This is a genomic window from Megasphaera sp. DISK 18 (genome assembly GCF_001682955.1).
Taxonomy (GTDB): Bacteria; Bacillota; Negativicutes; order Veillonellales; family Megasphaeraceae; genus Megasphaera; species Megasphaera massiliensis.
In genome coordinates this window covers 38,720-61,958 of sequence record NZ_LUGJ01000035.1, presented here as the reverse complement: position 1 = coordinate 61,958, position 23,239 = coordinate 38,720, and the positions used below count along the sequence as shown (strand labels likewise).

The following is a 23,239-nucleotide window of genomic DNA, read 5'->3' as shown; positions in this document are numbered from 1 at the left end:
TTTAACTATAACAAGGGAAGCGGGGATTTGCAAGGAATTGTTATTTTTGGGATCATCCTCTATAATATATTTATCTTTATGCTAGTATGGTTGGATGCCAATGCTGTTTGTACGTTTTGAAAGGAGCTGAAATTATGCGAATTTCACTGATTCAATTTTCCATCGTCCCCGGCGATCGGGAAGCGAACTTTGAACAAGCACGCCGCCATGTGCAGGCTGCAGCTGCCGACGGTGCCGATATCGCCGTCTTATCGGAATTATGGGATACGTCTTTTTATCCCTCCGATGTCCGAGAAAAAGCGGATGAAGAAGGGCTGTTGGCACAGGCTTTTTTACAGGATCTGGCAAAATCTTGTAATATACATATCGTAGGAGGCTCTATTGCTCGTCGTCATGAAGGGAACATTTATAATACGACGTACGTTGTCCGCCGAGACGGCAGCCTTGTTTCTTCTTATGACAAGTGCCATTTGTTTACTCCGGGCAAGGAAGATAAGGCCTTTACGGCCGGTAAGGAACTCAATGTTTTTTCTCTCGACGGCGTGACCATGGCTTCCATCATCTGCTACGATGTACGCTTCGGGGAATGGGTCCGCATGGCGGCCTTAGCCGGAGCCAAGGTTCTTTTCGTGCCGGCTGCCTGGCCGGAAGAGCGGCTGGAACACTGGCAGCTCCTCAATCGGGCCCGGGCTATCGAAAATCAGTTTTTCGTTGCCGCTGTAAACAGCTGCGGCTTCTGCGGGCGTCTTAAATTCGGCGGTCATTCACTGCTGGTCGACCCTCAGGGGAATGTTTTGGCGGAAGGCGGCAGTGACGATGCCGTCCTTACGGAAACGATTGATTTGTCCATCGTCGATTGTTTCCGCAGCCGGATTAATGTCTTCCGTGACCGGCGGCCGGAGTTATACCATTTGTAGAAGGGAAGCGATTTTTTGGAAGGCGTGCTCCATGGATTAGAAGGAATTTTTGAGGTTTTATTTATCATCGCCATCGGCGTTATACTGTCAAAAAAAGGGTGGTTCGGCTCGAATATGAGCGCTGTTTTTTCAAAACTGGTCATGAAAATCAGCCTGCCCCTGTATATGCTCTGTCAAATGGAAAAGGATTTTACCCATGACTCTTTGATTCGTATTGCACCGGATCTCATCTTGCCCTTTGCCTCGATATTCCTGGCCTATATCGTCGGCCGCATTGCCGCCAAGGTGCTGCATATTCGCCGGGAACGGCAGGGCGTATTCGTCACCTGTTTCTTTATCGCCAATACGATTTTTATCGGCCTGCCGGTCAATTTGGCCCTCTTTGGTACGCAGAGTGTGCCCTCGGTCATGCTCTATTATATGGCTAATACGACGATGTTTTGGACTCTCGGCATTTACCATATCGTCAATGACAGTCAGGGCGGGAATGGGAATATGCCCCTGTTTTCCGCTCAGACGATCAAAAAGGTTTTTTCTCCGCCCCTCATGGGCTTTCTGATCGGCCTGGCTTTGGTGCTGGCCAATATTAAACTGCCTGACTTCCTGCTCACGTCCTTCCAATACGTCGGCAATATGGCGACGCCGATGTCACTCTTGGTCATCGGCATTGAAATGGCCGGGATTTCCATTTCTGATGTCCACTGGGACCGCGATGTCATCGGCGCCCTGGTCGGCCGTTTTCTCGTCTGCCCGGCCTGTGTGCTGGCTCTCTTGCCTTTCATTCCTGTAACGCCCATGTCGGCCCAAGTCTTTACCATGCAGGCCAGCATGCCGGCCATGACCCAGATGACCGTCGTTGCTAAATCCATCGGTGCCGATGTGCGTTATTCGACGCAGGTCACGTTTATCACTGTTGTCATGGGGATCGTCGTCATCCCCTTATATATGTTTATCGTCGGATAAAAGGAGTTTCTCGTTATTATGAAACATGTTTCTGCTTTGAAATCGGCCTTGGACTCCCATAAGGAACAGGCCTTTCAATTGAATTATGCCATTGCCAATGATCCGGAACTGTCCGGTGAAGAATTTCATGCTTGTCAGCATTATATCGATGCCTGCCGGAGTTTAGGCATGGACGTAGAAGAACATTTTACGGGACAGAAGACGGCCTTTCGGGCCGCCGTGTCCCGGTCTGAAAAGGCTGTCCTTAAAATCGCTCTCCTTGCGGAATATGATGCCCTCCCCGGCGTCGGCCACGGCTGCGGCCATTCGGCCAATGGGGCCATGAGCTTTTTGGCTGCGGCAGCCTTAAAAGATCTGAAAGACCTTCCAGTCGATGTCGATCTCGTCGGGACGCCTGATGAAGAGCTTCGCGGCGGCAAGGTCATCATGTGTGAGCAGGGGGTGTTTAACGACTATGACTTGGCGGTGATGGTTCATATATCGCCGACCAAGACCAATGCCAACTCTCACTTTTTGGCCCTCGATGACTATCGCATTGCCTTCCATGGACAAACGGCACACGCCGCCGGGGAACCGTGGAATGGGCGCAATGCTCTAAATGGTGCCATGCTGGCCCTTCACGGAATCGACATGCTGCGTCAGCACGTCCGGCCGGAAACGCGAATCGGTTCGTACATCGTCGACGGTGGGAGAGCTTCGAATGTCGTTCCCGATTACGCCGAGGTGGAATGCTGTATCCGCCACAGCGAACGAGCCTACCTCGATACGGTCGTTGCCAAGGTCATGAAATGCTTTGAAGGGGCGGCGATTGCAACCGAAACGACGTATGACGTCAAACAGATGGGCTGCAAATTCGACAATATGGTCTGGAATGAAACGGCAACTAAGGCGGCAGAACAAGTTTTGGACGATATGGGAATCGCCTACGAAGCGCCGAAGGACTGCGGCAGTTCCGATGTCGGCAACGTCAGCCACCAGTGCCCGGCCCTCCACCTTCATTTAGCCTTGGGCGATGTGCCCATGCCGGAGCACTCCGTTGAAATTGCCAATGCTGTCAAAGATCCGTCCATTGAACCGATCATCCTTCGCGGTGCTGAAATCATGGGCCGCCTGGCCGTGCTTTTGGCCGGTGATGAAAAACGTTGTCAGGCTATGATGGATGAATTCAAAGACCACGTTGCCGTCCGCGTATAAGCCGTGCGTTATTTTTCTATCTGATCGAGCATACAAGAAAGGACCTGCCACCGAGGTGACAGGTCCTTTTTCAGGCTCTCTATTCAGTTTTAGGTATCTTAGAAGACGCCTTGAGCCAGCATTGCATCAGCAACACGTTCGAAACCAGCGATGTTAGCGCCGGCTACGAGGTTGTAGCCAAGACCGTTGCGTTCAGCTGCTTCTTTGCAGTTTTTGTAGATCGTGTTCATGATTTCGTGGAGACGAGCGTCAACTTCTTCTTCCGTCCATACCAAGCGTTCGCTGTTCTGGCTCATTTCCAGAGCGGAGGTAGCAACGCCGCCGGCGTTAACGGCTTTCGACGGAGCGACGATCATGTCTTTCTGTTCCATCAAGAACTGGAGGGCATCGTTGGTCGTCGGCATGTTGGCGACTTCGATGTAGTAACGAACTTTGTTAGCAGCAATCTGTTTTGCCTGTTCCATGTGAACGTCGTTCTGCATGGCCGACGGCATAACGATATCGGCTTTGCGGCCCCACGGTTTTTCGCCCGGGAAGAATTCTACGCCAAATTTATCGGAGTAGTCCTGTACGCGGTTGCGGCCGCTGTTACGCATTTCGAGGAGGTAGTTGATCTTTTCTTCGGTAACGACGCCATCGGGATCGTAGATGTATCCGTCCGGGCCGGAGAGGGTAACGACTTTAGCGCCGAGTTCAGCAGCTTTTTTGCAGATGCCCCAGGTAACGTTGCCGAAGCCGGCAGCGGCGATCGTTTTGCCTTTAATATCCTGGCCGTCATCGCGGAGAACGTTTTCGAGGTAGTAAACAGCGCCGTAGCCCGTTGCTTCCGGACGGATGCGGGAACCGCCGTAGCTGAAGCCTTTACCGGTGAGAACGCCGTTTTCGAAGGTGCCTTTCAGGCGGCGATATTCACCAAAGAGGAAGCCGATTTCGCGGCCGCCAACGCCCATGTCGCCAGCCGGTACGTCGATATCGGGACCAATGTAACGATATAATGCCTGCATGTAGCTCTGGCAGAAACGCATGATTTCAGCGTCGGACTTGCCCGTCGGGTCGAAGTCGGAACCGCCTTTACCGCCGCCGATAGGAAGGCCGGTCAAAGCGTTTTTGAAAATCTGTTCGAAGCCCAAGAATTTGATGATGCCGGAGTAAACGTTTTTCTGGAAGCGGAGACCACCTTTGTAGGGCCCGATTGCGCCGTTGAACTGGACGCGGTAGCCGGTGTTGGTGTGGTAGTTGCCGTTATCGTCTTCCCAGACAACGCGGAATGTGAATTGCCGTTCGGGTTCGACCAGTCGGCTGATCAGGTCGTACTTTTCATATTCCGGATGTTTTTCGACGACGACGTCGAGGGAGCTCAAAACTTCTTCAATGGTCTGGACGAATTCTGGCTCGTTGGCATGTTTGACACGGACGTTTTCAATAACAGATTGCAAATACTTGTTCATAATGTAGTCACCTCATTTAAAATAGTTATACCTAAAACTGATTTCTACGATTACATAATAGCATGTTTTTCCCGTCTTGAAAACACCACAATGCGGAAAATATTTTTCCATTGCGGCATTGTTTTATCGCTATGCGAAAAAAAGAGTGAAAATTCAAGGGCTTTTTAGGGGGTGAAGGGACGTTTCAACAGGTTAAAGCACATCTATGCATTAAAATTAATTGTAAGATGATTTTGATACATAAACAAGGGGCGCTCATACTCATTTTGAAATCGACGAAAAGGACAGAAAAATCTAGTCACTTTGGCGTCGATGGTATACAATAAGAGATAAATACGCTATACAACATACACTATATGAAAAGAGGGGTACTTAAATGGGGACATACGATACCTATTCTGCTGAATATCTGCGGTATTTAGAACTCTTGGCCAAAGATTATCCGACTCAGGCAGCAACCTTTACAGAAATCATTAATTTACAAGCCATCGTTAATTTGCCGAAGGGAACGGAACACTTTATGAGTGACCTTCACGGTGAATACGGTGCTTTCTATCATATCTTAAATAACTGCTCCGGCGTCATTCGCGAAAAGGTAGAAATGATTTTTTCGGATAAGATGAATAAAATAGAACAGGACAGTCTTTTGACCCTCATTTATTATCCGAAGGAAAAGCTGAATATGCTCTATCGTGAAGGAAAGGTTACGAGTGAATGGGCCCGGACGACGCTGGAAAGGATGATCGACCTGGCTAAGTTATTGTCGTCTAAATATACTCGGTCTAAAGTACGTAAGGCCACGCCGGAAGCCTTCCGCTTCATCATCGACGAATTGATTCATGCCCAGCCCGACGAGGACCAGAACCAGCTGGTCTATCATCGGAAAATCCTCGATACGATTTTAGAGACCGGCAGTACCCGGCAATTCATCTATGCCTTAGCGGCCCTCATCAAGCGGTTGGCAGTAGACCACCTGCACATCATCGGTGACATCTATGACCGCGGGGCCCATGCTGATAAAATCGTCGATACCTTGATGGGACACCATTCGCTCGATATTCAGTGGGGCAATCACGATGTCCTTTGGATGGGCGCCGCTGCCGGCAATTTGGCCTGCATTGCCAACGTCCTGCGCAATAACATTCGTTACCATAATATGGAAATATTGGAAAACGGTTATGGCATCAGTTTACGTCCCTTTGCCCTCTTTGCTATGGAGACATATAAGGAAAATGATGGCATCGAACCGATGGTCAAAGCCATTAACGTCATCGTAGCCAAACTGGAAGGACAAACGATCTATCGCCATCCCGACTATAATATGGATGACCGGCTCATGTTCCACAAATTCGATTGGGAAAAAGGGACTGTTGATTTAGACGGTAAAACTTACGAACTGAAGACCAAGGATTTTCCGACGGTAAATCCCGTGGATCCGTATACTTTGTCGCCGGAAGAACACCAATTGATGAACGATATCCAACTGGAATTTCTCGAAAGCGAACGCCTTCAGCGTCATATCCGATTCCTTTACAGCCATGGTTCACTGTATCGCTGCATGAACAACAATCTCTTGTTCCACGGCGGCCTGCCCCTCAATCCGGACGGCAGTTTTAAAGAGGTCTATCTCGAAGGCAAACCGTATAAGGGCAAGGCCTTTATGGATAAAATTGAGCATATGATCCGCAAGGCCTATGACCAGCGCGATATGGACAGCCTGGACTTCATGTGGTATCTGTGGTGCGGCGCCGACTCACCCGTATCGGGACGCATCGTAAAGACACTTGAACGAAGCTATATCGTCGATGAATCCACCTGGAAAGAACCGCAAAATGCCTATTACCACTTGAACCGAGATAAGGATGAATGCATCAAGATCCTCCATGAATTCGGCATCGATTCGCCTCAGGGGCACATCATCAACGGCCATACCCCGGTTAAGGTCAAGAAAGGCGAAAGCCCTGTTCGAGCTGAAGGCAAGGAAATATGCATCGACGGAGGCTTCTGCAAGGCCTATCAGGGATCGACGGGGATTGCCGGCTATACATTGATTTTTAATTCCCACGGCATCCGCATCAAATCCCATTACCCCTTTGAAGACGTTTACCAAGCTTTAATGAACAACGTCGACATCGACTCGGAATCGACGCAGGTCGAATTGGAACCGAAACGAGTCATGATCGGTGACACGGATAACGGGAAAAAGCTGCTTCAAATGATCGATGACTTAAAGGCTCTCTTACAGGCTTACCGCCAAGGCGTCATTTTAGAAAAAACGGCCCAATAGGAAAATATTTAAAGGAATCTTCATTGACGGAACGGACGGCCATAGCTATAATGAAATGTATCTTATCATTTTCTATAATAAAGGAGCGAATTCGATGAATATCATTGATGAATTGTCATGGCGCGGCGCCGTCAATCAGATGACAGATGAAGAAGGGCTGCGGAAACTGACGGAAGAAAAGAGCATCTCTCTTTACTGCGGCGTTGACCCGACGGGCGACAGCATGCATATCGGTCATTTGATTCCCTTTATGATGCTCAAGCGCTTTGCCAATGCCGGTCATCATCCCTTCGTCGTCATCGGCGGCGGTACGGGTACCATCGGTGATCCCAGCGGTCGTAAGACGGAACGACAGCTGCAGACTATTGATACCATCAAGGCCAATGCAGAAAAATTAAAAGCCCAGTTTACGCACCTCTTCGGTGATTCAGAGAATATCACCTTTGTGAATAACTATGACTGGCTCAGCAAAATCGGCCTCCTTGAATTCCTTCGCGACTACGGCAAACTGTTCAGCGTCAACATCATGCTCAGCAAGGAAGTCGTTGCCAGCCGTCTGGAAGCGGGGATTTCCTTCACCGAATTTTCCTATCAGATTCTTCAGTCCATCGACTTTGAACACCTTTTTTCAAACAATGACGTGCAGCTCCAAATCGGCGGCGCCGATCAGTGGGGCAACATTACGGCCGGTATCGATACGATCCGCAAGATGCACGGCAGCGAAGCCAAGGCCTTCGGCCTTACCATTCCCCTCATGCTGAAATCGGACGGAACGAAATTCGGCAAGACTGCCGGCGGTGCCGTTTGGCTCGACCCGGAAAAGACGTCGCCTTTCGAATTCTATCAGTTCTGGCTCAACCAGGATGACGCCGACGTCATCAAATACTTGAAATACTTCACCTTCCTCAGCAAAGAAGAAATCGACGCCTTGGCCGAAGCCGTTGAAAAGGAACCGGAAAAACGCTTGGCTCAGCGCCGCCTGGCTGAAGAAGTCACGACCTTCGTTCACAGCCCGGAAGCCTTGAAGGAAGCCCAGAATATTACGGAAGCCCTCTATCACGGCAGCATTGCCGATCTTTCGGAACATGAACTGGAACAGGCCTTTGGCAAGATGCCGACCGTCGACGTTTCAAATGAAGACAAGGACGTTGTCAACTGGCTCATCGATGCCAACATCTATAAGTCGAAACGCCAGGCCCGTGAAGACATTAATAACGGAGCCGTCACCATTAACGGCGTCAAAGTTACCAGCCTCGATGAAATCGTAAAACCCCATAAGAATTCAAACGGGAAATTTGTCATCGTCCGCAAAGGCAAGAAGAAGTACACCTTGGCACGCGTTCAGCAGTAAACCGTTTTTCTGAATTCATTAAAATTTAATATTGACGGAATATTTTCTATATGCTATAATAACTCATTGCAGAATGTTCAATTGATGTTATGAGATGCATGGAGGAAACGCTTCCGGTGAGCAAAAAATTAAGCAAGGTTCAATGTCTCTAAGAGCCTTGCTTTTTTGTCGCTTTATGAAGCGTTTAACGACGCGCTTGGCGCGATTATAATGGTTTACTTTTTATAAGGGGTGAAGAATCAGCATGTTCAAACCTGTACAAGTAGGGAAAAGGACTCGATACACATATGCTAAGATTAACGAGGTCTTGAAAATGCCTCATTTGTTGGATTTACAGAATAAATCCTACGAATGGTTCCTCGAAAAGGGACTTAAAGATATCTTCAAAGACATTTCTCCTATCGAAGATGCATCGGGCAACCTGTCTTTATCCTTTGAGGGTTTTAAATTAGGGGAACCGAAGTACGACATTCGTGAATGTAAGGAATGCGATACGACGTATGCCGCACCGCTCCGAGTCCAGATCCGTCTTGTCAACCACGAAACAGGTGAAATTAAGGACCAGGAAGTATTCATGGGTGACTTCCCTCTGATTACTGATACAGGCACGTTCATTATCAATGGGGCAGAACGCGTTATCGTCAGTCAGCTCGTTCGTTCTCCCGGTGTGTACTACGGTCGTGAAATTGACCCGATGGGCATCCGCCTTTACAATTCGACGGTCATTCCGAACCGCGGCGCCTGGATCGAACTCGAAACCGATGCTAACGATATTATCTATGCCCGCATTGACCGCAACCGTAAGATTCCGGTTACGGTTCTCATCCGTGCCCTGGGCTGGGCGTCCAATTCGGATATCCTCGACCTCTTTTTCGACGACAAACGCCTGAAGGCTACTTTTGAAAAAGATACGACGGAAAATCAGGACGAAGCCTTAATTGAAATCTATAAAAAACTTCGCCCCGGTGAACCGCCGACTGTTGAAAGCGCCCGCAACCTCTTTGAAGGGTTGTTCTTCGATCCGCGTCGGTACGATATGGCCCGCGTCGGCCGTTATAAAGCCGGCAAGAAACTCGGTTGGGAACGCCGCCTCTTCGGCCTGACCCTTCACGAACCGATCGTCAATCCGGAAACGGGGGAAATCATCGTCGATGCCCATACGGAAATCGGCTCGGCAGAAGTTGAAAAAATCCGCGAAAGCGGTGTATTCCACCGTGAAATCGCAGCCGATGCCCCTCTCGGTGACGGCGGCGGTTTAGTAGAAGCTTTCGTTGAAAAGCAGGATGGCTCTGTCTATAAGGTCATCTGCAATAACAGCGATCTGCCTTATGATCACCGGACGATTACCCGCGAAGACATCATCGCTCACATCGGCTACCTCCTCAATTTGATGGATGGTTTTGGCACTGTCGATGATATCGACCATTTGGGCAACCGTCGTCTTCGCTGCGTCGGCGAACTCCTTCAGAACCAGTTCCGTATCGGCCTTACTCGTATGGAACGTGTCGTCCGCGAACGCATGACGATTCAGGATGCCGAAAGCATTACGCCGCAGGTCCTGATCAACATCCGTCCTGTCGTAGCCGCCATTAAAGAATTCTTCGGTTCCAGCCAGCTGTCCCAGTTCATGGACCAGACCAATCCCTTGGCTGAAATTACACATAAACGCCGTCTGAGCGCCCTTGGTCCCGGCGGTTTGTCCCGTGAACGCGCAGGCTTTGAAGTCCGCGACGTCCACCATTCGCACTATGGCCGCATGTGCCCGGTAGAAACGCCGGAAGGTCCGAACATCGGCCTCATTTCTTCCCTGGCTTGCTTCGGTCAGGTCAATGAATTCGGTTTCATTGAAGCTCCGTACCGCCGCGTCGACAAAGAAACGGGCGTCGTAACGGAAAAGGTTTACTATATTACGGCTGATGAAGAAGAACAGTACGTCATTGCCCAGGCCAACGAACCCCTTACCGAAGACGGTCATTTCGTCAACGAACGCGTTGCCTGCCGTCACGGTGAAGATACTCGTGAATTCCGGGCTGACCGCGTCGACTTCATGGACGTATCGCCGAAGGAAGTCGTATCTGTCGGTACTTCTATGATCCCCTTCCTCGAAAACGACGATGCTAACCGTGCCCTCATGGGTGCGAACATGCAGCGTCAGGCTGTACCGCTCCTCCGTACCCAGGCTCCGCTCGTCGGGACCGGGATGGAATACAAGGCAGCCTGTGACTCCGGGGTCTGCGTCCTGGCAAAACACAGCGGCGTCGTATCCCACGTTACCGGTGATACCATCGAAGTCCGTACTGATTCCGGCTCGATCGATACGTATAAACTGATTAAATTTGTTCGTTCCAACCAGAGTACCTGCATCAACCAGCGTCCTTTGGTTTACAAAAATGAAGTCGTTACCGAAGGTCAGGTCCTGGCCGACGGCATGGCAACTGATGGCGGTGAATTAGCCCTTGGCTATAACATCCTCGTAGCCTACATGCCTTGGGAAGGTTACAACTACGAAGACGCCGTTCTCCTCAGTGAAGAATTGCCGAAGAACGACCTCTATACTTCTATCCATATTGAAGAATATGAATGCGATGCCCGCGATACGAAACTCGGCTCTGAAGAAATCACTCGTGAAATCCCCAATGTCAGCGAAGAAAGCACGAAGAACCTCGATGAAAATGGGATCATCATGATCGGTGCCGACGTATTCCCCGGCGACGTCCTGGTCGGTAAAGTTACGCCGAAAGGCGAAACGGAACTGACTCCGGAAGAACGTCTCCTTCGCGCTATTTTCGGCGACAAGGAACGTGAAGTCCGCGATACGTCCCTGCGCGTTCCCCACGGGGAATCTGGCAAGGTTGTCAACGTCCGCGTATTCTCCCGTGAAAACAACGACGAACTGCCGCCCGGCGTAACCCGTTTGGTTCGTGTCTACATCGCTCAGAAACGTAAGATTCACGAAGGCGATAAGATGTCCGGTCGTCACGGGAACAAAGGTGTCGTCTCCCGCGTCATGCGCCAGGAAGACATGCCGTTCCTGCCCGATGGCACGCCGGTCCAGATTGTCCTGAACCCCTTGGGCGTACCGTCTCGTATGAATATCGGTCAGATTTTGGAAACTCACCTTGGCTGGGCTGTCCATGAATTGGGCAAGCAGATCAAGGAAATGGATCCGGGTCTGGAAGAAAGACTGCGTGCTGCCGGTTATGACTTTGATAAGTACGGCATGCCGAAACCGGATGTTGCCGGGATTCATATTGCCACACCGGTCTTTGACGGCGCTCAGGCTGAAGACGTATTTAATGCACTCGAAATCGCAGGTCTCCCCAGTGACGGCAAGTCCGTCCTCTATGACGGCCGTACGGGCGAACCGATGGATCGCCGCGTCACTGTCGGCTATACATACTTCCTGAAACTGCATCACCTCGTCGACGACAAGATCCATGCTCGTTCGACAGGCCCGTACTCCTTGGTTACGCAGCAGCCTCTCGGCGGTAAAGCCCAGTTCGGCGGCCAGCGTTTCGGGGAAATGGAAGTTTGGGCTCTGGAAGCTTACGGTGCAGCCTATACCCTCCAGGAAATGCTTACGGTTAAATCTGACGATGTCGTCGGCCGTGTCAAGGCTTACGAAAAGATCGTCAAGGGCGAAAACATTCCGGAACCGGGTGTGCCGGAATCGTTCAAGGTACTCCTCAAGGAACTCCAGGCTATCGGCCTCGATGTCCAGATTCTCAATGAAGACGGCGATGAAGTCGTCATCAAGGAACTTGACGAAGACGATGAAACCGAACCGGAAAAGAACGACGAACTCCGTCGCGTCATGGAAGGTGAAAATGGCCCGGAAACTCCGGCAGTACCTGCTGAAGGCAGTGATGAAAACGGCGAAGATGACGATCAGGAACCCGTTTCCAACGGCGACGAAGATGACGTCATGAGCGAAATGAGCCTCGATGCCGTTGCCGAAGCAGAACAGGCTGACGATGATGATACTACTGACGATGATGAATAACGAGTCGATAGAAGGGAGCGGTATTAGTGCTTGATGTGAATGAATTCGATTCCATGCGGATTGGCCTTGCTTCGCCCGAAAAGATTCTCGAATGGTCTCATGGGGAAGTCAAGAAACCAGAAACGATCAACTACCGTACATTAAAACCGGAACGGGATGGGTTGTTCTGCGAACGCATTTTTGGGCCTACGAAGGACTGGGAATGCCACTGCGGTAAATATAAACGTATCCGGTATAAAGGTGTCGTCTGCGATCGCTGCGGCGTCGAAGTCACGCGCGCCAAAGTCCGTCGTGAACGGATGGGCCATATTAAACTGGCTACACCTGTTTCTCATATTTGGTATTTTAAAGGCATTCCCAGCCGGATGGGCTTGATTCTCGATATCTCGCCCCGTTCGCTGGAAAAAGTCTTATACTTTGCTTCGTACATTGTCCTCGATCCGGGCGATACGTCTCTCCAGAAGCAGCAGCTGATGACGGAAACGGAATATCGCCAGTATCTCGACTTGTACGGCGATAAATTCCGCGTCGGCATGGGTGCCGCTGCGATTAAAGAGCTCCTCCAGGGACTCGACCTCGACCAGCTCGATAAAGAGCTGCGCGATGAACTCCGCGACTCTTCGGGCCAGCGCCGCGTCCGCGCGATCCGCCGCCTGGAAGTCGTCGAAGCCTTCCGTCATTCCGGCAATAAACCGGAATGGATGGTCATGGACGTCATTCCGGTCATTCCGCCGGAACTGCGCCCCATGGTCCAGCTTGACGGCGGCCGTTTTGCAACGTCTGACCTGAACGACCTCTATCGCCGGGTCATCAACCGAAACAACCGCTTGAGCCGCCTCCTTGAATTGGGTGCGCCGGACATCATCGTCCGCAATGAAAAACGCATGCTTCAGGAAGCCGTCGATGCCCTCATCGACAATGGCCGTCGCGGCCGCCCCGTTACGGGCCCCGGTAATCGTCCCCTTAAATCTCTTTCGGACATGCTGAAAGGGAAGCAGGGCCGTTTCCGTCAGAACTTGCTCGGGAAACGTGTCGACTATTCCGGCCGTTCGGTTATCGTTGTCGGCCCGGAAATGAAGATGCACCAGTGCGGTCTTCCGAAGGAAATGGCACTGGAACTCTTCAAGCCCTTCGTCATGAAGAAGCTCGTCGAAAAAGAAATTGCCACCAACATTAAAAACGCCAAGAAAAAAGTCGAACGCGTCAGCAATGAAGTCTGGGACGTCCTCGAAGACGTCATCAAGGAACATCCGGTCCTCTTGAACCGAGCTCCGACACTCCACCGTTTGGGTATCCAGGCCTTTGAACCGGTCCTTTGGGAAGGTCGGGCCATTAAGCTTCATCCGCTGGTCTGCACGGCTTTCAACGCTGACTTCGACGGTGACCAGATGGCCTGCCATCTGCCGCTGTCGGTAGAAGCCCAGTCCGAAGCTCGGACGCTCATGTTGTCGTCGCACAACATCCTGGCTCCGAAAGACGGCAAGCCGGTTGCTGTTCCTACACAGGACATGGTTCTCGGTGCCTACTACCTGACCTTGGTTAAACCGTCTGCGAAGGGCGAAGGCAAGATCTTCTCCAATTACGATGAAGTCATGCTTGCTTACGATGCCAAAGTCATCGACATTGAAGCTTTGATCAAAGTCCGCATCCCGGGCCACGGCCTCATTGAAACGACGGCAGGCAAACTCTTGTACAACTACCAGATCTACGAACCGCTGCGCCTCTTCCATACGGATAAGGTCATGGTCTTCGATAATCCTCAGGATGTCGTATTTGCCTATGAAAACGGCGTTATCGACTGGACGCACTTCATCAAAGTGAAAGATGCCGACGGTCATATCCTGGACTATGGTTTCTCCCAGTTGAAAGAAGCTTTTGGTGTCGACCTCATGGCCGTTCGCCCGCTTCCGAAACATAAAATCGATAAAGATGCTGTCGCTGCTTTCAAAGAAGGTAAAGAATATGTCGACGTCGACTGCCTCGGCGTCCTCATGAGCAAGAAGGAAATCGGCAAACTCGTCGATGCCTGCTTCCACCTCTTTGGCAACACCAAGACGGCAGAACTTCTTGATAATATTAAGGCTATCGGCTACCACTACGCTCGTCAGGCCGGTATGTCCATCGCCATTTCCGACATTCAGATTCCGGAAGAAAAATGGGATATCCTCGGCGCTGCTGACAAACAGGTACAGAACGTATCCAAGATGTATCAGCGCGGTCTCATTACGGAAGATGAACGGTATCGCAAAACCTGTGCTATTTGGGAAAAAGCGACCGATGATGTTACGGAAGTCATGATGGATAACATGGATCCGTTCAACTCGATCTTCATGATGGCTGACTCCGGTGCCCGTGGTAATAAACAGCAGATTCGCCAGGTTGCCGGCATGCGTGGCCTGATGGCTGACCCGTCGGGTCGTATCATCGACTTGCCGATCAAGGCAAACTTCCGTGAAGGCCTGTCCGTACTGGACTACTTCACCTCGTCTCACGGTGCCCGTAAAGGGTTGGCGGATACGGCTCTTCGTACGGCTGACTCGGGTTATCTGACTCGCCGTCTGGTCGACGTCTCCCAGGATGTCATCGTCCGCGAAGACGACTGCGACGTATTCGGCATCGATCTCGTCCGCGAACGGGCCCGCTTGGCAAGCTCCTGCCGCCAGGCTGTCAACCTCCTTCGCGATAAGCTCATCGGCCGCGTCCTGGCTCGTGAAGCCGTGGATCCGGAAACGGGTGAAGCCGTATTTGAAGCAGAACACCTCTTGACCAACGATGACATGGATACGATCATTGAACATCAGGTTCCGAAACTCTATCTCCGCGGCAGCCAGATGGATATCAACGATGACCTCAATCATACCAACGTCATCGAAACGGTTTCCCTCGGCGCACCGGAAGAAGGTTTCCGGGCAGCTATCCGCAAATCCATGGCGGAAAATATGCTTGGCAAGACCATCGAAGAAGCCGTCATCGACTCCAATGGCATTGAAATCTGCGCGAAGGGCACGCCCCTTACGGAAGATGCCATCGATCGCATCCTGAACAGTGATGTCAAAGAAGTCAAAGCCCGCAACAATGATATCCGCGGCGTAGAAGTCACGGCCATCGTCGAAGGCAACGGCGTCATCGAACCGCTTGAAGAACGGATCGAAGGCCGTACGGCTGCTGAAACCCTGGTCAACCCGGAAACGGGTGCCGTCATCGTAGCCCTCAATGAGGAAATCATGGCCGACCAGGCGAAAGAAATTGCTAAATATTACGATACCGTCCGGATCCGCAGCGTCCTTACCTGCCACAGCCGTTACGGTGTCTGCGCCAAGTGCTATGGCCGCGACCTCGGTACCGGCGGCAAGGTCAATGTCGGCGAATCGGTCGGCACCATTGCTGCTCAGTCCATCGGCGAACCGGGCACACAGCTGACGATGCGTACCTTCCATACGGGCGGCGTCGCATCGGCCGGCGATATTACCCAGGGTCTTCCTCGTGTCGAAGAATTGTTCGAAGCTCGTAAGCCGAAGGGCAACGCTATCGTCACGGAAATCAGCGGTACCGTATCGATTACGGAAAAAGAAGACCATCACGACATCAACATCGTTCACGTCCTCTCGAAAGACGGCGAAGAACGGAGTTACACCATTCCCTTCGGTTCGCACCTCGTCGTACACGAAGGCGATGTCATCGAAAAGGGCAGCCGTATCACGGCCGGCTCTATCAACCCCCACGATATCCTGCGTATCCAGGGCGTCGAAGCAACACAGCGCTACTTGGTATACGAAGTACAGAAGGTATACAAATCACAGGGTGTTGGTATCAACGATAAGCACATCGAAGTCATCGTTCGCCAGATGCTGCGCAAGATGAAGATTGAAGAAGCCGGAGATGCAGATGTATTGCCGGGCGATTATATCGACGTCAATATCTTTGAAGATATGAACAAACGCATTGCCAACAACGGCGGCAAGACCGCTATCGGCAAACCGATGCTGCTGGGGATTACCAAGGCCGCCCTGGCAACGGATTCCTTCCTGTCGGCTGCTTCCTTCCAGGAAACGACTCGTGTCCTGACCGATGCGGCTATTAAAGGTAAGGTCGATCCGCTCTTAGGCCTTAAAGAAAACGTCATTATCGGTAAACTCATCCCGGCAGGGACCGGCATGAGCCGTTACCGTAAAGTAAAAGTAGTAAAGACCGTTCCGTCCATCAGCTATGAAGACGAAGACGGCAATCCCGTAGATGCCCCTGAAAGTGCTGTTGAAGCACCGGAAGCCGGCCACTAAGGTTGAAAGGGAGCCCTCGCAAGAGGGCTTCTTTTTTTATACAATAAGGATATTTCAAAACGAAAAGACTGGATGAAGTAAAGGTGATTCATGCAGTATTTTATTGTACGAAAACGACAAGATTTGTCTTGGTGATGTGCTATAGTAGATATAGTACATCACCAAGACAAATCTTTTTATAGGTCGCAGAGTGTGATTTGAGGGTATAATTTACCTTTTGCACAAGCTGCAGAAGGAATTTTTGGCTTTAGCGATGTTCCTTTTGCCCTATTCAGTATAGGCAGATCGAAAGAAAATTCGTATCTTGCATGTCTTGTTGAGGTAACAAATGATTTAAACCCAGCTGATAGAGAAGATTGAACTAACAGATTGTTTGTATTGGCTGATAGGGGGTTTCGAAAATTCAATCTCCAATATGCGTTTTTTATTAACTTACAAGTATTAACTAATTAATAAATTCATGTTATGATAAAAAATAATGATGTATAAGAAGAAGGGAGGACTTGATTATGGGGGCTTTAATTACAGAAGAAATGATGCAAAATGCTTTGTCCTGGGCTTGGGATTCATCAATCAATGGTGTTCCCGGTTCGGGGACAGCCGTGGAATTGGCTAATGATTATTTGAAAGAAAATGAAAACCTGGAGTCTGCTATTGATTCGTTGGTAAGTTGGCAGGTAAGAAAATGTGGAGCAAGCGGTTTTATTACTGGCCTTGGTGGGCTGGCAACGATGCCGGTAGCTATCCCCGTTAATCTGGGAAGCACATTATATATTCAAATGCGTATGGTAGCGGCGATTGCTTATATGTGCGGCAAGGATATACATAGTGATCAAGTCCAGACTCTGGGCTATTTATGTCTATGTGGAAATTCTGGGAAAGAGGTTGTGCGAAATTTTGGGATTCAGATTGGAACAAAAATAGCTAGACAACAAATTCAACGTATTCCCCGGGAGACGCTCAAGGCTATTAATCGAGCAGTTGGATTTAAATTGATAACTAAGTTTGGCGAAAAAGGTATTATTAACTTAGGGAAAATGGTCCCTGTTGTAGGCGGAGTAATTAGTTGTGGTGTAGATGCGGCAGCTACACGGGCGATTGCCGCAGAAGCAAAAAATAGATTTTACTATTCGGATGGTGAAGATATCTAGAATCTAGATAGTATCGACGATTAAAATACTAGATTGCTGTGCCTTTGGGGCTGATTATGTAACGAGAAATTTATGAACATGGCAGTAGTAATAATCACTCAGCTAGAGAGCATACTTGCTTTCTAATGTGAAAAAAAGTTAGACCTAGCCACCGTAGCAGAATGGTTACGGTGGTTTTTTTTAGGTATGGAGAGGAATCTATCAGGATAATCAGTTCATTGATAGTGGGTATATCTAATGCCTAAACGTTTTAAGAGTCACGATTCTTTTTATTGCCTTATGGCACGAGCTAACTGACTATCATTTTTTTATTTGAATCACATGGGCGCGTGTAATAAAAGATGTACTGGTTACGCAGTTTTTACCAAAAAACTCATTGACAGATAATTATCGTGATGATAAAATATCTAAGTGTCGCAATGCGTGCATTGCGCCTAATTTGCAAGACGTAAGGAGTGAGGTTTCGTGAGCTTAGATGTAGCTGCCGGTGTCCGCAAAACTGTCGGAGCCAAGCAAACCTTGAAGGCAATGAAACGAAACGAAGTCACACAGTTGTTCATCGCCAAGGACTGCGATGAACAAGTCGTAGCCCCGCTTATTGCAGCATCTGAAGGGGCTGACATTCCTGTCGACCGCACTTATACCATGGCAGAGCTGGGAGTGGCCTGCCATATTAAAGTAAAAGCAGCGGCCGTAGGCTTGTTGAAATAACTTTTGGTAATATCATCTTATGAGCTCTGCTCGTTGATGATTACATTATAAATCTAATTGTTTGGAGAGGAGGTGCCCATATGCCAACAATCAGCCAATTAGTTCGTAAAGGACGTCAGGTTGCTTTAACCAAATCGAATGCGCCGGCTTTGAAAAACAGCCCGCAGAAACGTGGTGTCTGCACTCGTGTATACACTGCTACGCCGAAGAAACCTAACTCGGCTCTGCGTAAAGTTGCCCGTGTTCGCTTGACGAACTCTATCGAAGTAACAGCTTACATTCCTGGCATTGGTCACAATTTACAGGAACACAGTGTTGTATTAATCAGAGGCGGTCGTGTCAAAGACCTTCCTGGTGTACGTTATCATATCGTCCGCGGTGCTTTGGATACAGCTGGCGTTGCAGATCGTCAGCAGTCCCGTTCGAAATACGGCGCAAAAAAAGGTAAATAAGATTTACCATTAAGATGAAACAGATGACATACACAATATAGAGGAGGAATTAGACATGCCAAGAAAAGGCCCCGTTGCGAAGCGTGATGTGCTGCCGGATCCGGTGTACCATTCCAAATTGGTAACGCGCTTCATCAACAAAGTTATGTTGGACGGCAAAAAAGGTGTCGCTGAAACCATCGTTTATGATGCTTTCGACATCATCCGTTCGAAAATGAATAAAGATCCTTTGGAAGTATTTGAACAGGCTCTCAACAACGTTATGCCTGTCCTGGAAGTCCGTGCTCGTCGTGTCGGCGGTGCTAACTACCAGGTTCCTGTTGAAGTACGTGCAGACCGTCGCTTGTCCCTCGGCATCCGCTGGACTGTCAGCTATGCCCGTCAGCGCGGCGAACGTACGATGAAAGAAAAGCTCGCTGGCGAATTGATGGACGCTTTCAACAACACAGGCGCTGCTATCAAGAAAAAGGAAGATACTCATAAAATGGCAGAAGCTAACAAAGCTTTCGCTCATTATCGTTGGTAATTTACGATATTTATTATTTTTTGAGGAGTGGAAAAAACCGTGCCAAGAGAATTTTCTTTGGAAAAAACGAGAAATATTGGCATCATGGCTCACATCGATGCTGGTAAAACCACGACAACCGAACGTATTCTGTTCTATACCGGCCGAGTTCATAAAATCGGTGAAGTTCATGACGGCGCTGCTACCATGGACTGGATGGCTCAGGAACAGGAACGCGGCATTACGATCACGTCTGCTGCTACGACAGCCCATTGGAAAGACCACCGCATCAACATCATCGATACCCCGGGGCACGTTGACTTCACGGTTGAAGTTGAACGCTCCCTGCGCGTACTCGACGGCGCTGTTGCTGTCTTCTCCGCTAAAGGCGGCGTAGAACCGCAGTCGGAAACGGTATGGCGTCAGGCTGAACATTACCATGTTCCCCGTATCGCATTCGTCAATAAGATGGATACGACCGGTGCTGACTTCCTGAACGTTGTCGAAATGATGAAAGACCGTCTTCAGGCCAATGCCGTCGCTATTCAGCTCCCGATCGGTGCTGAATCGACGTTCAGCGGTATTATCGACCTCATTACCATGAAAGCTGAAATCTATGATGATGCTCTCGGTAAAGAAATCGAAATCGTTGACATCCCGGAAGACGAATTAGAAGAAGCTAAAAAGTATCATGATATCATGGTAGAAGCTGTTTGCGATACCGATGAAGAACTCATGATGAAATACCTCGAAGGGGAAGAAATCTCCATCGACGAATTAAAAACAGCTATCCGTAAGGGCGTCTGCACGAATAAAATCTTCCCGGTCCTCTGCGGTTCTGCTTACAAGAACAAAGGGATTCAGATGCTCCTCGACGCCGTCGTCGACTACATGCCGTCGCCGCTGGATATTCCGGCTGTTAAAGGCACCAACCCCGACACGGACGAAGAAGAAACCCGTGCTGTTGATGACAAGGCTCCTTTGTCTGCCTTGGCCTTCAAGATCATGGCTGACCCCTTCGTTGGCAAGATGGCCTTCTTCCGAGTTTATTCCGGTACCCTCCAAGCCGGTACCTACGTCTACAACTCGACGAAAGGCAAAAAAGAACGTGTTGGCCGTATCCTCCGTATGCACGCTAACCACCGTGAAGAAGTTCAAGAAGCTTATACCGGTGATATCGGCGGCATCGTAGGCTTAAAAGATACGACGACAGGTGATACGCTCTGCGATGAAAAGAATCCGATCATCCTCGAAAAGATGGAATTCCCCGATCCGGTTATTTCCGTTGCTGTTGAACCGAAGACGAAAGCTGACCAGGAAAAAATGGGCATTGCCCTGGCTCGTCTGGCTGAAGAAGATCCAACCTTCAAAGTCAAGACCGATGCTGAAACGGGTCAGACCATCATCTCCGGTATGGGCGAACTCCATTTGGATATCATCGTCGACCGTATGTCCCGCGAATTCAAGGTAGACTGCAACGTCGGTAAACCGCAGGTTGCTTACCGCGAAACGATTCGCAAAGAAATCAAATCCCGCGGCTTCTTCAAACGTCAGTCCGGTGGCCGTGGTCAGTATGGTGACTGCTGGCTCGAACTCATTCCGCAGGAACAGGGCAAAGGCTACGAATTTGAAAACAAAGTCGTTGGCGGTGCTATTCCTAAGGAATATATCGGTTCTGTTGAAGCTGGTGTTAAAGAAGCTATGGAAACCGGCGTTTTGGCAGGCTTCCCGATGGTTGACATCAAAGTTGCCGTATATGACGGCTCTTACCATGAAGTCGACTCCTCGGAAATGGCCTTCAAGATTGCAGGTTCTATGGGCTTTAAAGAAGGCGCCCGCAAAGCCGATCCGGTTCTCCTCGAACCGTACACGAAAGTCGAAGTTGTCGTTCCTGAAGAATACATGGGCGACGTCATCGGCGACCTCAACTCCCGCCGTGGTCGTGTCGAAGGTATGGAAATGCGCTCCGGTGCAGAACATATCAACGCCTTCGTACCGCTGGCAGAAATGTTTGGCTATGCAACGGATTTGCGTTCCCGTACGCAGGGCCGTGGCGTTTATACGATGACCTTTGACCACTACGAAGAAGTTCCTAAGAACGTAGCTGAAAAAGTCATCAGTGAAAAAGGCTAATCGCCTAATATAATTTACTCACACTGGAGGAACAACAAATGGCTAAAGAACATTTTGAAAGAACCAAACCGCATGTCAACATTGGCACGATCGGTCACGTCGACCACGGCAAAACGACATTGACGGCAGCTATCACCAAAGTTTTGGCTGATAAAGGCTACGCTAAATTCGAAGACTATGCTGATATCGACAAAGCTCCGGAAGAACGTGAACGCGGTATTACAATCAACACCGCACACGTTGAATATGAAACGGACAACCGTCACTATGCACACGTTGACTGCCCGGGCCATGCTGACTATGTCAAGAACATGATCACCGGTGCTGCTCAGATGGACGGCGCTATCCTCGTCGTATCCGCTGCTGACGGCCCGATGCCGCAGACTCGTGAACACATCCTCTTGGCTCGCCAGGTTGGTGTACCGGCTATCGTTGTATACCTCAACAAAGCTGACCAGGTTGACGATCCGGAACTGTTGGAACTCGTTGAAATGGAAGTTCGCGATCTCCTCAGCTCCTATGATTTCCCCGGCGACGATGTACCTATCATTGTAGGTTCCGCTCTCAAAGCCCTCGAAGGCGACGACAGCGAAATCGGCACGCCGTCCATCCTCAAATTGATGGATGCCGTTGACGAATACATCCCGACCCCGCAGCGTCCGACGGACCAGCCGTTCTTGATGCCGGTCGAAGACGTCTTCACCATCACCGGCCGCGGCACTGTTGCTACGGGCCGTGTTGAACGTGGCGAATTGAAAGTCGGCGACGCCGTTGAAATCGTTGGTCTTGCTGACCAGCCGAAAGACACGGTTGTTACGGGCGTTGAAATGTTCCGTAAGATCCTCGACAGCGCAGAAGCCGGCGACAACATCGGTGCTCTGCTCCGTGGCGTTGACCGTAAAGAAATCGAACGCGGCCAGGTTCTCGCAAAACCGGGCACGATTCATCCGCACACGAAATTCAAAGCACAGGTCTATGTCTTGACGAAAGACGAAGGCGGCCGTCATACGCCGTTCTTCAATGGCTATCGTCCGCAGTTCTACTTCCGTACCACGGACGTAACGGGCGTCATCCAGCTTCCGGAAGGCACTGAAATGTGCATGCCTGGCGATAACGTTAAAATGGACGTCGAATTGATCACTCCGATTGCTATCGAAGCTGGTCTCCGCTTCGCTATTCGTGAAGGCGGCCGTACCGTTGGTGCCGGCGTCGTTTCCGAAATCGAAGGCTAAAATACACCTGCAGCAGATTGCTTCTGCTGTTATAAGGACGAACTGTTACTATGTAGCAGTTCGTCTTTTTCTTTAGCATGATAGAGAGACATGTAACGTATGTTAAATCGGTCAGAAAAATTTTGAAATGACTTGAAAAATCCTTGCGTCATGCCGCTTTTTGTAGTAAACTAGGTAGGTACGCGACAACAGGGAAATACTCTCTAAACGCGCTAAACTATGATATAAGATGTTGCCCGCACCGCGGGGAAACTCTTATGGAGCAGTCTATTCAACGAAATAGACGTTAGGAGGAATTAAGTAATGGCAAAACAGGAAAGAATTCGTATTCGCCTTAAAGCTTACGATCACAAAACGCTTGATCAGAGCGCGGCGAAAATCGTCGACACGGCGAAACGTACCGGTGCAATGGTATCCGGACCGATTCCGCTTCCGACAGAAAAGAACATCTTCACGATTCTTCGTTCTCCCCATGTTAACAAAGACTCTCGTGAACAGTTCGAACTCCGTACGCACAAACGCTTGATCGATATCCTCGAAGCATCGAACAAAACCGTTGATGCCTTGACCCGTCTCGATCTGCCGGCTGGCGTAGACATCGAAATCAAATTATAG

Annotated in this window: 15 protein-coding genes; 14 read left to right on the top strand and 1 reads right to left on the bottom strand. The window is 49.9% G+C overall.

The window, feature by feature from the left end:
• Positions 1-134 precede the first annotated feature (134 nt).
• Genes A0U42_RS08340 through A0U42_RS08330 form a run of 3 tightly spaced genes read left to right on the top strand, consistent with a single transcriptional unit; the run spans position 135 to position 3,074 of the window.
• Complete coding sequence (locus A0U42_RS08340; RefSeq protein WP_065360584.1) at positions 135-917, top strand: carbon-nitrogen family hydrolase; 783 nt, start codon at positions 135-137, stop codon at positions 915-917.
• A gap of 24 nt (positions 918-941) precedes the next feature.
• Entirely contained in the window at positions 942-1,880 is a 939-nt protein-coding gene (locus A0U42_RS08335; RefSeq protein ID WP_255304144.1) for an AEC family transporter, read from the top strand.
• A gap of 18 nt (positions 1,881-1,898) precedes the next feature.
• Positions 1,899-3,074 carry a M20 family metallopeptidase gene (locus A0U42_RS08330; RefSeq protein ID WP_065360582.1) on the top strand — a complete coding sequence of 392 codons (1,176 nt, stop codon included), beginning with the start codon at positions 1,899-1,901 and terminating at the stop codon, positions 3,072-3,074.
• 98 nt (positions 3,075-3,172) lie between these two features.
• On the opposite strand, the gene gdhA is transcribed toward A0U42_RS08330, so the two are convergent.
• Positions 3,173-4,522: an NADP-specific glutamate dehydrogenase gene (gene gdhA / locus A0U42_RS08325; RefSeq protein ID WP_065360581.1), complete on the bottom strand. Its 1,350-nt coding sequence runs from the start codon at positions 4,520-4,522 to the stop codon at positions 3,173-3,175.
• A gap of 376 nt (positions 4,523-4,898) precedes the next feature.
• On the opposite strand from gdhA, the gene A0U42_RS08320 reads away from it, so the two are divergent.
• From A0U42_RS08320 to rpsJ, 11 genes are all read left to right on the top strand, one after another.
• Positions 4,899-6,809, top strand: a complete 1,911-nt coding sequence (locus A0U42_RS08320; protein WP_065360580.1) for a fructose-bisphosphatase class III — start codon at positions 4,899-4,901, stop codon at positions 6,807-6,809.
• A gap of 94 nt (positions 6,810-6,903) precedes the next feature.
• Positions 6,904-8,160 carry a tyrosine--tRNA ligase gene (gene tyrS / locus A0U42_RS08315; protein ID WP_065360579.1) on the top strand — a complete coding sequence of 419 codons (1,257 nt, stop codon included), beginning with the start codon at positions 6,904-6,906 and terminating at the stop codon, positions 8,158-8,160.
• A gap of 244 nt (positions 8,161-8,404) precedes the next feature.
• The gene (rpoB, locus tag A0U42_RS08310; RefSeq protein ID WP_044505181.1) at positions 8,405-12,163 is read left to right on the top strand and encodes a DNA-directed RNA polymerase subunit beta; all 3,759 of its coding nucleotides are present in this window, start codon (positions 8,405-8,407) and stop codon (positions 12,161-12,163) included.
• 26 nt (positions 12,164-12,189) lie between these two features.
• The gene (gene rpoC / locus A0U42_RS08305) at positions 12,190-16,440 is read left to right on the top strand and encodes a DNA-directed RNA polymerase subunit beta' (protein WP_065360578.1); all 4,251 of its coding nucleotides are present in this window, start codon (positions 12,190-12,192) and stop codon (positions 16,438-16,440) included.
• Positions 16,441-16,949: 509 nt separating this feature from the next.
• Entirely contained in the window at positions 16,950-17,591 is a 642-nt protein-coding gene (locus tag A0U42_RS08300; protein ID WP_065360577.1) for an EcsC family protein, read from the top strand.
• 465 nt (positions 17,592-18,056) lie between these two features.
• Entirely contained in the window at positions 18,057-18,302 is a 246-nt protein-coding gene (locus tag A0U42_RS08295; protein WP_044505179.1) for a ribosomal L7Ae/L30e/S12e/Gadd45 family protein, read from the top strand.
• 80 nt (positions 18,303-18,382) lie between these two features.
• Positions 18,383-18,754, top strand: a complete 372-nt coding sequence (gene rpsL, locus A0U42_RS08290; RefSeq protein ID WP_044505178.1) for a 30S ribosomal protein S12 — start codon at positions 18,383-18,385, stop codon at positions 18,752-18,754.
• Positions 18,755-18,809: 55 nt separating this feature from the next.
• Positions 18,810-19,280 carry a 30S ribosomal protein S7 gene (rpsG, locus tag A0U42_RS08285; RefSeq protein WP_044505177.1) on the top strand — a complete coding sequence of 157 codons (471 nt, stop codon included), beginning with the start codon at positions 18,810-18,812 and terminating at the stop codon, positions 19,278-19,280.
• A 39-nt stretch (positions 19,281-19,319) separates the two neighbouring features.
• Positions 19,320-21,392 (top strand): elongation factor G, encoded by a 2,073-nt coding sequence (gene fusA, locus A0U42_RS08280; protein ID WP_065360576.1) that lies wholly within the window; start codon positions 19,320-19,322, stop codon positions 21,390-21,392.
• Positions 21,393-21,430: 38 nt separating this feature from the next.
• Entirely contained in the window at positions 21,431-22,624 is a 1,194-nt protein-coding gene (gene tuf / locus A0U42_RS08275; RefSeq protein ID WP_065360575.1) for an elongation factor Tu, read from the top strand.
• 303 nt (positions 22,625-22,927) lie between these two features.
• On the top strand, positions 22,928-23,239 hold the full coding sequence (rpsJ, locus tag A0U42_RS08270) for a 30S ribosomal protein S10 (RefSeq protein WP_014015734.1): 312 nt from the start codon (positions 22,928-22,930) through the stop codon (positions 23,237-23,239).